At 42.7% G+C, this 12767-nt stretch carries 10 protein-coding genes; 6 read left to right on the top strand and 4 right to left on the bottom strand.

Features of this window, described 5'->3' with window-relative positions:
• Positions 1 to 18 precede the first annotated feature (18 nt).
• On the top strand, positions 19 to 534 hold the full coding sequence (locus JMX83_RS05405; protein ID WP_201599516.1) for a L,D-transpeptidase: 516 nt from the start codon (positions 19 to 21) through the stop codon (positions 532 to 534).
• A gap of 240 nt (positions 535 to 774) precedes the next feature.
• On the opposite strand, the gene JMX83_RS05400 is transcribed toward JMX83_RS05405, so the two are convergent.
• Entirely contained in the window at positions 775 to 2361 is a 1587-nt protein-coding gene (locus tag JMX83_RS05400; protein ID WP_201599515.1) for a CYTH and CHAD domain-containing protein, read from the bottom strand.
• A 153-nt stretch (positions 2362 to 2514) separates the two neighbouring features.
• A complete protein-coding gene (locus JMX83_RS05395; protein WP_201599514.1) occupies positions 2515 to 4101 on the bottom strand; it encodes an isocitrate lyase in 1587 nt (528 codons plus the stop codon).
• Between the two features lie 653 nt (positions 4102 to 4754).
• Between JMX83_RS05395 and JMX83_RS05390 the strand changes: the two genes are divergently transcribed.
• Both JMX83_RS05390 and JMX83_RS05385 read left to right on the top strand, forming a co-directional pair.
• Complete coding sequence (locus JMX83_RS05390; protein ID WP_058025743.1) at positions 4755 to 5744, top strand: LysR family transcriptional regulator; 990 nt, start codon at positions 4755 to 4757, stop codon at positions 5742 to 5744.
• 366 nt (positions 5745 to 6110) lie between these two features.
• The gene (locus JMX83_RS05385) at positions 6111 to 7484 is read left to right on the top strand and encodes an NAD-dependent succinate-semialdehyde dehydrogenase (RefSeq protein WP_201599513.1); all 1374 of its coding nucleotides are present in this window, start codon (positions 6111 to 6113) and stop codon (positions 7482 to 7484) included.
• A 173-nt stretch (positions 7485 to 7657) separates the two neighbouring features.
• Here the strand turns inward: JMX83_RS05385 and purN are convergent, their stop codons facing one another.
• Positions 7658 to 8350 (bottom strand): phosphoribosylglycinamide formyltransferase, encoded by a 693-nt coding sequence (gene purN / locus JMX83_RS05380; protein ID WP_201599512.1) that lies wholly within the window; start codon positions 8348 to 8350, stop codon positions 7658 to 7660.
• On the bottom strand, positions 8350 to 9399 hold the full coding sequence (gene purM, locus JMX83_RS05375) for a phosphoribosylformylglycinamidine cyclo-ligase (RefSeq protein WP_201599511.1): 1050 nt from the start codon (positions 9397 to 9399) through the stop codon (positions 8350 to 8352). Before purM ends, purN begins: the two co-directional genes overlap by 1 nt.
• A gap of 323 nt (positions 9400 to 9722) precedes the next feature.
• On the opposite strand from purM, the gene JMX83_RS05370 reads away from it, so the two are divergent.
• The 3 genes from JMX83_RS05370 to JMX83_RS05360 all read left to right on the top strand — a co-directional run bounded on the left by JMX83_RS05370 (position 9723) and on the right by JMX83_RS05360 (position 12725).
• Positions 9723 to 10829 (top strand): AI-2E family transporter, encoded by a 1107-nt coding sequence (locus tag JMX83_RS05370; protein ID WP_201599510.1) that lies wholly within the window; start codon positions 9723 to 9725, stop codon positions 10827 to 10829.
• A 317-nt stretch (positions 10830 to 11146) separates the two neighbouring features.
• On the top strand, positions 11147 to 11950 hold the full coding sequence (gene hda, locus JMX83_RS05365) for a DnaA regulatory inactivator Hda (RefSeq protein WP_093071321.1): 804 nt from the start codon (positions 11147 to 11149) through the stop codon (positions 11948 to 11950).
• Between the two features lie 73 nt (positions 11951 to 12023).
• Positions 12024 to 12725: a DUF2057 family protein gene (locus JMX83_RS05360; protein WP_201599509.1), complete on the top strand. Its 702-nt coding sequence runs from the start codon at positions 12024 to 12026 to the stop codon at positions 12723 to 12725.
• Positions 12726 to 12767 lie beyond the last annotated feature (42 nt).

The raw sequence follows: 12767 nt of genomic DNA, 5'->3' as shown, positions 1-12767 counted from the left end.
TGATAGCGAGAAGCATTTATGACGAATAATGAAACTTTTAATAAGCATCTAGTGATTAACATTGCTAAGCAGACATTAACAATCCATAAGCAGCAAGCTGAGGTCACTGAATATACCGTCTCTACGGCAAAGAATGGTATTGGTAGCCAGCAAGATAGCGGTTGCACGCCACTTGGTCAGCATAGTATTGCAAAAAAAATAGGCGGCAGTGAGCCTATGAATGCTGTGTTTGTGGGCCGTGTGCCAACTGGCGAGGTGTATGATGCCGCTCTTGGCACGTTACATCCCAAGCGTGATTGGATACTGAGCCGTATTCTTTGGTTGAGCGGTTTGGAAGAAGGCTCGAATAAAGGTAGCAACAGTCAAGGCGGCTGTGATACTTATGAGCGCTACATCTATATCCACGGCATACCAGATACTGAGCCGATGGGTATACCGCTTTCACATGGCTGTATACGTATGCGTAATACAGATATCGTGGAATTATTTGAGCAAGTCGAAGAAGGTATGCCAGTAATGATCGTTGCAGATTAACTAAGATTAATCTTGCTTATTATTTCTATATTTCTATAGCATATTTATTTATCGGTATTTGAGCCCAAAAAATCCGATGACGGCTAAGGATGGTAGTGAAAGGTATAAATATTGAACGATAAAATCAAAGCGAAAAAATAAAATGGTTTATTTATAAAAAAGGACAGCTTCATTGATAAAAGCTGTCCTTTTCATTAAGTAATATATCTTTATCGAGGTATCTTTACCGAGTCATACGTTTTACCAAAATGTTGAGCTGTCTCTAAATTTTGCCAAACGTGTTTCGATATAACTTGGGTCATTCGTTAGCATTGCAGCAAACCAACCTGCACCATATAGTGCATTAACATCTGTCGCCGATTTTAGCGCGTAAAACTGTTGATATTGATTGTCATCATTGCGTTGCTCTAGCGCTATTTGCGCTTTTATCAGACGCTTTAACCAGCGTTTGGTTTTCTTCTTAGCTTTTTTCTTACTTAACAAAGGCGCAGAGAACTCACTTATGTAGCGTAACGCTTTTAGGTGATCGCATAGTAGCGCTTCGTCCTGATTATCCTCAGAGATATCCGTATCAACATCTACATCATCGCTCACAATCTCGGTATCACTTACTGCATCAGTTTTTTTATCTGCTTTGAGGCACTTCTTATATTGTTTCGATAGAATTTTTGCTAGCTTGTCGAGAGCAAGTTTATCCGCTTGAGGATCAATACTAGGGTCACTCATGGTAAAGGCAATCAGCTCTAGCAAGGTGAGCTGAAAGTCATTGGCTTGCAATGTATTGATCGGTGTGATTTTTATATCTTCGATATCTGTTGTCCAGTCAACAGTAGGGGCTCCGAGTGCCTGTAGCTCAGGTTCGATATAGGCTTCGATATGAGCGAGTTGGTAATAATTGTCAAGCAAGGTTGAGGTTTGCTTTAGTATCGGTAGCCATTCTGGGTTTATTTCACCGGAAAAGTCAGCAAATGCGGTTAATGCAGCTTGCATACGATCAATACCGATGCGTGTTTGCAAAATATGCTCGTGATCAATGCTTCCAGCGACGATAGCACTACTATTTGGTAATATCTGTAATAGACAGTTATGTACGGCTGCTCGTATAAAGGCGGGCATGCTACTGTCTTTATTCACATCTAGTTGGCTTAGGTCAGCGCCAACTGCTGGACTGTGGTTCTGTCCGTTGATGAGCAAGCCACCGTTCTCAGCTTTGGTCACGGTAGATAGACACAGCTTGTAGCGTTTGCACCATGTTTTGGCTGTCGTAAATAAAAAATCTATATCTCCTGACACCAATTCGAACTCTATCTCCTGAATGGTTTTTCGCTGAGAGTCGTCAGTACCATGGACAATTTCTCCATGATCGTAAGCCATCTCGATACAACTATCAGTTTCGTCACTATTATCTTCTGTGAGCAATCGAGTGGTGCGCTCGACGTCGGTAACATACAGTCTTGTTAGGTTTTTTGCTAACTTTTTGAGTTTAAACTCAGCCAGCGCAGAGGCGACAGGAGTGTCTGCATATATCGTCAAATCAGGCATCAGCTCGTTATTATCAAGCATTTCCTGTACTTGTTTGTCGTCTAACACAGCATTGTGCTCCAAACGAGCGGCAATGCCATCGCCACCAGCTTTGATGGTTTGTACCCAAGTATCGCCTTCTTTGCGAATACGCAAACCAATACCTGCCTGTGCAAGCTGCTGATCAGGGGTATCGTAATAGTGTGCAGCCAGTGGTGTCACTTGTGAGGATTTAACTTTTGCTTGACGCATTAAACCCTTTAGACGTGACTCTGGTACCAAAAACTTCAGCTCTATCTCTTGCATATTAGCTCCTAATAATTCTGACTGATGGCTTTGATTTACGGTTTTGCTTGATAATTATTAGTCTACCACTCTCTGATTATTTAAACCGCAATAAAAAACCGCCCTACATGATGTAGGACGGTTTTTTAATAAATACTGCTAGTCTGTCAGTTATTAGAACTGGTTCATCGTGTTCTTGCCACCGCCAGCTTTCAGTGCGTTATCGCCTGAGAAGATTTCTTTGTGGTCATCGCCAAGGTCAGAACCAGCCATTGCTTGGTGCTTAACACAAGAGATGCCTTCGCGAATTTCTTTACGCTGTACGCCCGCTGCATAAGCAAGCATACCTTCTTCACCGAAATAGCCTTTAGCAAGTTCATGAACGCTAAGAGCAGTTGTGTGGTAAGTCGGTAGCGTGATTAAGTGATGGAATACACCAGCTTCACGTGACGCATCACGTTGGAAGTTCTTAGCGGCTACGTCAGCTGCTGCATCAAGCTCAGTACCGTCATAATCAGCACTCATCAAGTCATCTTTATTGTATGCAGAGATGTCTTTGCCTTCTTCTTCCCACTGTGCGATCACTTGCTTACGGAAGTTGAGCGTCCAGTTGAATGATGGGCTGTTGTTGTATACAAGCTTCGCTTTAGGCTGTTGCTCTTTAATACGGTCAACCATCATTTTGATGTGTTCTACGTCTGGAGTCGGTGTTTCGATCCATAGTAGGTCAGCGCCGTTTTCTAGAGCGGTTACGCAGTCAAGTACAACGCGGTCAATGTTAGTCTCTTCACGGAATTGATATAGGCCGTTAGGTAGACGAACTGGACGTACTAGTTTGCCGTTGTGCTTAAGTAAGCTATCGTTTTCTTTGGCATCTTCAAGAGATACTTCTTCCATTTCGATGAAATCGATGTATTTAGAAGCAAGGTCGCCTGGCTCATTTGATACTGGGATTTTTTGCGTGAGTGATGCGCCCTCAGAGTCAGTACGAGCAACGATAACGCCGTCTTCAACACCAAGCTCTAAGAATGCATAACGGATAGCGTTTAGCTTAGAGATGAAATCTTCATGCGGTACGGTGACTTTACCAGCTTGGTGACCACATTGCTTAGCATCAGATACTTGGTTTTCAACCTGAATGGCACAAGCACCAGCTTCAATCATTTGCTTAGTCAATAGGTAAGTGGCTTCTTCGTTACCGAAACCTGCATCGATATCTGCAATGATTGGCACAACATGCGAATCAAAGTTTTCGATTTTTTCTAAGATTGCTGAAGTGTCTTGGCCAGCTTCTTCAGCAGCGTTTAGCTCACGGAAGTAGTCGTTCAACACTTTAGCATCTGCTTGACGTAAGAACGTGTAGATCTCTTCGATTAGCTTAGGTACTGACGTCTTTTCGTGCATAGATTGATCAGGTAGTGGACCAAACTCAGAACGTAGCGCCGCTACCATCCAACCTGAAAGATAGATATAAGTTTTAGAGGTAGTGCCGAAGTATTTTTTCTTGGCGTACATGGTTTGCTGTGCCACAAAACCATGCCATGCACCTAGAGACTGTGTGTACTGAGACGTATCATTGTCATAATCTTCCATGTCTTGACGCATGATTTTTGCAGTATACTTTGCGATATCCAAGCCCGTTTTGAAACGGTTTTGTGACATCATACGTGCGGCATCAGTCTCGCTAATATTCTGCCAGTTGCCGTGCTTTTGCTTTAATTCACGTACTAGGTCGATCGCTGATTTATATGCAGTTGACATCTATAGTCTCCTTGGTAGGGTGTAAAAAATAATAAATTGAGCGTTAAAATAATAATTTGTATTGTCAATAAATTCGGTAGTGGTGGTATCAATATCTCGTAAAGGTCTTCTTTACCCTAAACAAACCTGTGCATGAATACAAGAAGATTGCTGAACTCAGCAGTTGACAAATAATTGCTGATTTATAGTGTTGATTCAGCTTACCCACATCTATCAAAGGGGTTTGAGTATTTAATAAACAGCGTTGTCATAATTAGCAACAAGAGATGTTACAATTATACTGACACTTGGTAGTGTTTCACTGTCGAGATAAACCATTACTATACTATTTGACTATGTTGTTTTTTGGACGATAACCCGTTCATAAAACTCAGATTTGTGGTTTGTACCGCAAATCCTTTATGGAACTCACTATAACTGCCTTACCAAGATTTATCTAATTTATGATACTTATCTTTAGTATTTTTATAGGTTATAATGTAGTTATAACAGTATCTTATGGTGATGGAATTGAGTTATACTGAGTATCTTTTGCGGTAAAACCAATAAAAATTTGCAAAATTATGCTGTCCTAGATCGAAAATCACCATTTCAGCACTGATAATACCAAGCGTGCCGTGGTGCTTATCTTTTAAAAGCTAAGAGAAATACATATGAATTTGCAGCGGGTTGATTTAAATTTATTAGTCCATCTAGATGTGTTGCTACGAGAAAAAAACGTCACTCGCGCAGCTGAGCAGCTTGGTATCACCCAGCCTGCCATGAGCAATATCTTGCGCCGTCTGCGCAAGTTATTTAATGATCCATTGCTGGTGCGCTCATCTGAAGGGATGACACCGACTGAGCGCGCCCTTGAGTTGCAGCCACGCATCCGTGAGATACTTGCAGATTTGACTCAAGTCCTAGAGCCGCGCACTGAATTCCGTCCTTATAGTACGTCACGCGTTTTTCGTATTATGACGTCAGATTATGCTGAGGCGACTTTGGTGCCGAAGCTAGTGAAGGCGTTACGTTCGGAAGCACCCAACGTCATTTTGGATTTTTTGACACCCTCAGATGTCTCTTATCGCGATATGGAGCAGGGGCGTGTTGATTTGGCGATCAATCGTTTTAATGAGATACCACAAAGCTTTCATCAGGTTTTGGTATGGCGTGATACATTTAGTTGTTTGCTGTCGTCTGAAAGTCCTTATGCCAATCGTTTTAATCTGAAAAACTATCTAAAAGCACAGCATGTTTGGGTATCTAAAACAGGGATGGGCGTAGGATTTGGGGTTAACCCAGAAAAATCAGGTGGCTTAGGGTCTATTGATCAGGCATTGCAACGCTTGGGCCAAAAACGCCAAATTAGTGTCTTCACCCGCCACTATCAGATGCCAGCCATGCTTGCCGCAAATAAAGATTTGATAGCGACGTTGCCAACCCGTGTGGCAAGAATGCAGGCCAATAACGACAGCATCATGATGGAAGAGCCGCCGTTTTTTATTCCTGAGTTTGAGCTGACCATGGCATGGTCACCATTGTTACAGCATCATCCTGCTCACCGTTGGTTGCGTCAATTGATCATGCATGTGGCGCGCCAAGTGGTGGCTGAGGAAGAAAATCCACCACAGGAAATACCTGTCATTAATCACTTGTTTTAATGAGAGTTTTTATAAAACAGCAATTATTTTATAGTAAGTAATTAACTCACTTTGAATATTATGGTTTAACCTGTATTTGGTGTATTCAACGAACTAAACCAGCCATTAGGCTGGTTTTTTTGTTTAGTATTGCTATGTAGTCTTATTCAATATTTAGCTATTCTTAATAAGACAGTCACACTATTAACATCTTCAACACACTTCACAATATATTGTAAAACTCTTGGTCAAATACCTTGTTATGATAAGTGCAGATAGAAAACAACTTATCGATTCATTTATTAAATTGTCCTATCGATGTAACACCAAATAATTAAAAGTGACAATAATACTAAATACATAAAATCAAATAATAAGGACATCCACATGTCAGATATTACTACTGTTAACCCAGCCACGGGCGAAGATATTAAAAGTTATGATTACATGAGCAACGACGAAGTTAACAAGATTGTTGATGCGTCACATAATGCATTTTTAGAATGGCGTACTGTGAGCCACGAAGAACGTGGTCGTGTCATCAAGTCTATCGGTGACAAACTAATGGAGTATAAAGAAGAGCTATCTAAGCTCATGACAGAAGAGCGTGGTAAGCTATATGGTCAAAGTCAGCAAGAAGTAGATCTTTGCAAAGCAATTTGTGACTATACATCTGAAAATGGTGTCGCTGCGCTTGCAGATGATGAGCGAGATATCGAAAGCATGAAAAAAGGTATCGTGACTTATCAGCCAATTGGTGTTATCTATGGTATGCAGCCTTGGAACTTCCCAGCGTATCAGGTATTCCGTTATGCCATTGCCAACTTGATGGCAGGTAACAGTGTTCTGCTTAAACATGCAGCAAACGTCACAGGTTCTGGCTTATTGATCGAAAAAATATTCCACGAGTCTGAATTGCCAAATGATTTGTTCCGTACGATTTTGATTGATCATGACCAATCAGAAAAATTGATTGAAAATGACAAAGTACGCGGCGTAACGCTCACAGGTAGTGATGATGCTGGTCGTATCGTTGGTCAACAAGCGGCCAAAGCAATCAAAAAATCAGTACTAGAGCTTGGCTCAAATGACGCCTTTATCGTACTAGAAGACGCCGATATCGAAACCGCTGTAGAAACCTGTACCCAAGCCCGTTTAATCAATAATGGTGAAACTTGCGTAGCAGCGAAACGCTTCATTGTCGTTGATAGCGTATATGACGAATTCCGTAAGCGTATCGTAGAGAAGTTTGAAGGTACAAAAGCTGGCGATCCAATGGATGACAGCTCAGACATCGGTCCATTAGCGCGCAAAGATTTGCAAGAAAAACTGCATGAGCAAGTGGAAGAGAGCTTGAAAAAAGGCGCGACGATAGCCGTTGGTGGTCAACTACCAGAAGGCAAAAGCAGTTATTATCCAGCGACTATCCTAGAGAACGTTGAGAAAGGCCAGCCTGCTTATGACGACGAGCTATTTGGTCCAGTAGCCTCGCTAATTCGTGCAAAAGACCAAGACGATGCAATGCGCATTGCAAATGACAGTCGTTATGGCCTAGGTGGCGCTATATTTTCAAAAGATGAAGAAAAAGCGATTCGCCTAGCTAGTGAGCAATTCGATACTGGTATGGTGTATATCAATGGTTACGGTCTTGCCAATCCTGCATTGCCATTTGGTGGTGTGAAGAACTCAGGCTATGGTCGTGAGCATGGTGGATTTGGTATCAAAGAGTTTGTAAACATTAAAGCAGTGCATGTATTTTAAGAAGATAGAAACTCATTATGGATGACCATTTATACTCTTTTATAGGTGGTCACTGAATAAGAAAAGCCCAGCTACTCACTGTGAGTAGCTGGGCTTTTTGTTGTTTATACCGTAAAAAATAGCTTAAACAACCAAAGGTTTTATCTGTCTATATGTTATGCATTACTTATATTCTACGAAGTGATAAATAACTGCAATGGCAGGGTTGGCAAGTAGTTTGCAGCCTGTGAGGAGGTGCTATCTACCTCAAGTGACAAGACATTTTTTGCTAGCAGCAATATCGTCCACGGTAAAAGCTTGTGCTCAAGCTTCTGTACCCGTGACTGTAAGCTCTCTGCCGTATCGTTGATGTCGACACTCAGTACGGCTTGGGTCAATACCTGACCTGCATCCAGCTCCGCTGTCACCTTATGAATACTACAGCCATGATAGCGATCACCTGCTTGCAATACTCGCTGATGCGTATCTAGCCCTTTATAAACTGGCAATAGAGAAGGGTGTAAGTTAATCATCGGTGCAGGCGCATTATCAATAAATGAGCCACTGAGCACGCGCATAAAACCAGCCAAAACGATCAGATCAGGTTGCCATGCGACAAGCTGTTCGTTGGCATGAGCTTCAAAGGTCTTAATACCCATGCGTTTGCCACTAGCAACATGTGACAATACTGCAACTGGAATGGCTGCATCGGTCGCACGTGTCAACGCATAAGCATCGTCGCGATTACTAATAACACCAACGATCTCAATCGGTAGTGCACCTGCTTGCATGGCATCTATTAGCACTTGTAGGTTGCTACCACTTCCTGAGACCAAAACGGCAATGCGTAATGGCTTAACGGGTTGGCTTGTCTTATCAAATGACATTAACGGTATACCACGGCATCGGCTTCACGTTTGACCATTTCGCCCAGTTGCCAAGCGTTTTCACCAGCGTCAGTCAATGTCTTGATCGTTGCTTCAGCTTTGTCTTTAGGCACCACGATGACAAAACCAACGCCGCAGTTAAAGGTACGGTACATCTCACTTTGTTCAATATTGCCTTGAGTTTGTAACCAAGTGAATAACTCTGAGAACTGCCAGCTGCTCGTATCGATGCTGGCAGCTAGATCTTCAGGGAGCACACGTGGCAAGTTGTCAGTGAGACCGCCACCTGTGATGTGTGACATAGCATGAAGCGCTGGGCTACCAAGGGTATCTTGCAATGCTTTGATGGCTTTAACATAGATACGAGTAGGCGCCATCAAGGCATCTTGAATAGGTTGACCGTCTAGTTGCTCATCGCTACTCGTAACATCCACACCGCTAACTTCGATCACTTTACGTACCAGTGAGTAGCCATTTGAGTGTGCGCCACTTGAAGCCAATGCAATCAGGACATCGCCTTCGGCAACGTTGTCACCAGTCACGACCTCGCTTTCTTCAACCACGCCCACGCAGAATCCTGCGAGGTCATAATCGTCGTCTTGATACATACCTGGCATTTCAGCAGTTTCACCGCCGATAAGCGCACAGTTAGCAAGTTTACAACCATCGCCAATACCAGTGACCACAGTCGCAGCTACATCAACATCCAGCTTGCCTGTTGCGTAGTAATCTAAGAAAAATAGTGGCTCTGCACCGCAAACCAACAAATCATTGACGCACATCGCGACCAAATCAATACCGATGGTATCGTGACGATTGAGCTGTAATGCCAATTTTAGTTTGGTGCCCACACCATCAGTACCAGACACCAATAACGGAGAAGTGTAACCTGTTGGGATACGGCATAACGCACCAAAACCGCCAAGTCCACCCACGACTTCAGGACGAGTAGTGGCTTTTGCAACGGACTTGATTCGCTGAACCAAAGCATCGCCTGCATCGATATCAACGCCGGCGTCTTTGTAGCTTAAAGAAGGCTTGTCACTCATAGTCATCTCACAGTTGGGGATAGATAATTGGAATTAAAAAGTAAGGGAGTCAATCACGCTAAAATCAGCGAGATAAGGTTTAAAGGCAAAGTTTAAAGATAGTGCGCGCATTATACCCAAAAACAGACCGTACTCGCAAAGCAACTTGCCAATATTTGGCTAAGATTTGCATTAAGTGGTAAATAAGCGGTTAAGAAACAAAAAATGACTGATTTTTTGTTGTACTCTGCGATAATAAAACGCTAAATTTACGACTCCTGACGGCTCAAGTACCGCAATTTTTGTCACTATCTCAAATCAGCCCACGTATAGGATTACTTATCATGATGAACCAACCAATCGACCCTTTTTTCAGACGTTTATTTATCGTCGTCGCTTTGGTTGTGGCGCTGTTCCTTCTCTACCTGATGATACCAGTCATTGTGCCGTTTATATTTGCTTTTATGCTGGCTTACTTGTTCAATCCTTTGGTAAAGCGATTGTCAAAACATCTCAGACGTTGGATCGCAATTATTATTGTTTACTCTACCATCACTGTAGGGATGGCGCTGTTGCTCTGGTGGTTGGTACCGACATTGTGGCATCAGCTGCAAGCCGCTTGGGAGTATCTACCTAAGATATCTGGCTGGTATAACCAAGTAGTACGAGAGTGGTTTAACAGCAATACTCGTTTTCAATTGCCTGTGTTAGAGTCTAAGGATTTTTCTGAGACGCTGGTCGAGTATATGCAAACGAATTATAAGTTTGCTGATGCCAGTACCATGATGAGCCAAGTACTGACTTCAAGTATGAACTTTATTAACAGTGCAGGACTGATCGTGTTGGTGCCAATTTTAACGTTTTATTTTTTGTTCAATTGGGATCAGCGTTTACAGACGTGGAAGATGGCGATACCGGGAGCATACTGCAAACAAGTCATTGGCATCGCCAAAGAGTGCGATCAGGCATTGATGGCGTTTATTAAAGGTCAGTTGTTGGTGATGGTGCTGCTGGGTGCTATTTATGCAATACAGCTGCAGCTTATTGGTCTAGAGCTTGGACTTATCATCGGTATGGTGGCTGGTATTGCTAGCTTTGTGCCTTACTTGGGTTTTGGCATTGGATTTGTGGCCGCTATCATCGCCTGCTTGTTTCAGTTTGGGTTGGATTGGACTTATCTGTTATTGGTCGTTGGGGCGTTTTTAGTCGGACAAGCCGCAGAAGGTTATATTCTGCAGCCGCTACTATTAGGTGATAAGATTGGTTTATCACCATTATGGGTTATCTTTGCGGTATTGGCAGGCGCCAGTCTATTGGGTTTTGTGGGTATGTTAATCGCGCTACCGGTCTCTGCTGTCTTGAATGTATTGTTTCGCCACCTATATGCTTATTATCGCACGACAGATTTTTATAAAGGTCGTAAACAACTGCTATTGTTTGAGAAGAAGTAAATATTCTATTATTGAATATAGTGAGTAGATAGCGTACAAATGGGAAGCACAAAGCAAATGATTGATAAGGCTTAGTAGGTAAAAGACTTGTCAGTCATTTTGCAAATATGTTATATATAGTCGCAGTGTTGATCGTATCAGCCGTTGCTATATTTTTTTATCAAGATTAGCCTGATTAAGGCAATTCATCCATCATAAAAAAGCTATATATCCACTGCACACATTTTTATCAGGTAGTATGGATAGTACCGAATAGCAATTTATTCCTTTTTCTACTGCACTTTTATATTGCACTACGCAACACGAGTTGATGATTCATGGCAGAAGCACAGCTAAGTCTCAATCTGGACATTAAGCATGATGCAAGTCTCAGCGACTTTGCCGGTCCCGGTTGGATGTCTATTATTGATGCAGTGCGGCAATTACATGTCGGCCTCATTGGTCAGTTATACCTGTTTGGTAGCCCTGCGACGGGTAAGTCTCACTTGCTCTCCGCTATTTGTGAGTCATTTATTGAAATGGACAAATCAGCAATTTGCCTGTCACTCAATGAATTGATCCATACCGATGTCCATGTACTATCTTCTTTAGAAAACTTTGATCTGATTGCTATCGATGATTTAGAAGTGCTTGAGCAAAGTAGCCAATGGCAAGAAGCGCTATTTCATCTGATCAACCGTAGCCGCGAAGGTCAGCGCCAGCTTTTATTTGCGGCCAATAAGCCAGCAGGTGACTTGCCATTTCAACTGAGAGATTTATTGACGCGTTTGGCACAAGCACCAGCCTTCAAAGTGCCTACTGGTCATGATTTAGCAGACCGTCAGGCATTGCTTCAGTCCATTTTGCGTCGGCGCGGCTGGCAATTTGATGATCGGATTATCAATCATTTATTGACTGAAGGGCCACATCGTATCGGTGCAATGATGGAAGTGCTTAATTATATTCAGCCAATGTTCTCTAACCTTGGCCGCAGTAATATATCAAAAGCGGTGATAAGTGACGCACTACGTACCATTGATGAGCAAACACTCGCAGCAGAGCTGGCTGATATAGCCCAAGAGACGCAAGTAGACAACGAGACGACGGATCAAGACCAACATACGATGCCACTTGATTTTTAGCAGTAAAAATACAAATAACAGTAAGAATACGAACTTTTTATCCAACCTGCTTTCACTATTAATGGAATAACCTATGAAATCGAATGCTCCTTTGCTAAAAAAATTGACTATTGGTATGTTGTTTGTGGGTATGACCTCAGTCTCTATGATGTCACAAGCCGCTGTGACGCTATTGGTTGATGACCATATCAAAGTGACTGCCATCAATGGACAAGAAGTTCAGCAGAGCGCTTTTCAACCATTAACCAAGAAGTTCACGCTCCAGCCGGGTCAACACGCTATCACTGCTAAGTATGACCGCTTGTATAACTTGCTGCGTGATGAGCATGATTATCTGCGTTCAGGTAACGTCAGCGTGACGGCGGAATTGGCAGATAACCAAACGTATCGTTTGACGATGCCGAACCAGCCAGAAGATTACGAAGCCGCTAAAGATTATGCTAAGCAGCCAACACTCGCTATCCAGCAGAACAACACGGTTATCGCAAGTCAACAGGGTATGGCTGGTAATCAAGGTGGACTGCTTTCAGGACTTGGTAAGGCGCTAGGTGGTGTGTTCGGTGGGGCGGGCGATGCCGAGCTACAAAACCAACGTGCGATAGCAGCATTGGATCAACCAGCAGTAATGCCAAACAATGCCAATGTTGGTACGACCAATATCAAGCAAACTACGAGTGTGAATACCTCTACCAATACCTTAGATTCATTTATGCAGATTTGGCTACAAGCAACGCCTGCTGAGCGTGAAAAGATGCGTCAATGGATTCAACAATAAATTAGTTCTTTGTGAAAGAATGATAATAAAAAAGCACCCAAC

The organism is Psychrobacter piscatorii (assembly GCF_904846415.1).
GTDB classification, from domain to species: Bacteria; Pseudomonadota; Gammaproteobacteria; order Pseudomonadales; family Moraxellaceae; genus Psychrobacter; species Psychrobacter piscatorii.
Note: the sequence above shows the minus strand (reverse complement) of the source record. Positions and strands in the feature narration are given on the sequence as shown.

Coding starts and splice junctions, on each gene's coding strand:
- JMX83_RS05395 (WP_201599514.1), bottom strand. CDS start 4,101: ATGTCAACTGCATATAAATCAGCGATCGACCTAGTACGTGAATTAAAG.
- purN (WP_201599512.1), bottom strand. CDS start 8,350: ATGTCATTTGATAAGACAAGCCAACCCGTTAAGCCATTACGCATTGCC.
- JMX83_RS05360 (WP_201599509.1), top strand. CDS start 12,024: ATGAAATCGAATGCTCCTTTGCTAAAAAAATTGACTATTGGTATGTTG.
- JMX83_RS05390 (WP_058025743.1), top strand. CDS start 4,755: ATGAATTTGCAGCGGGTTGATTTAAATTTATTAGTCCATCTAGATGTG.
- JMX83_RS05385 (WP_201599513.1), top strand. CDS start 6,111: ATGTCAGATATTACTACTGTTAACCCAGCCACGGGCGAAGATATTAAA.
- purM (WP_201599511.1), bottom strand. CDS start 9,399: ATGAGTGACAAGCCTTCTTTAAGCTACAAAGACGCCGGCGTTGATATC.
- JMX83_RS05400 (WP_201599515.1), bottom strand. CDS start 2,361: ATGCAAGAGATAGAGCTGAAGTTTTTGGTACCAGAGTCACGTCTAAAG.
- hda (WP_093071321.1), top strand. CDS start 11,147: ATGGCAGAAGCACAGCTAAGTCTCAATCTGGACATTAAGCATGATGCA.
- JMX83_RS05370 (WP_201599510.1), top strand. CDS start 9,723: ATGATGAACCAACCAATCGACCCTTTTTTCAGACGTTTATTTATCGTC.
- JMX83_RS05405 (WP_201599516.1), top strand. CDS start 19: ATGACGAATAATGAAACTTTTAATAAGCATCTAGTGATTAACATTGCT.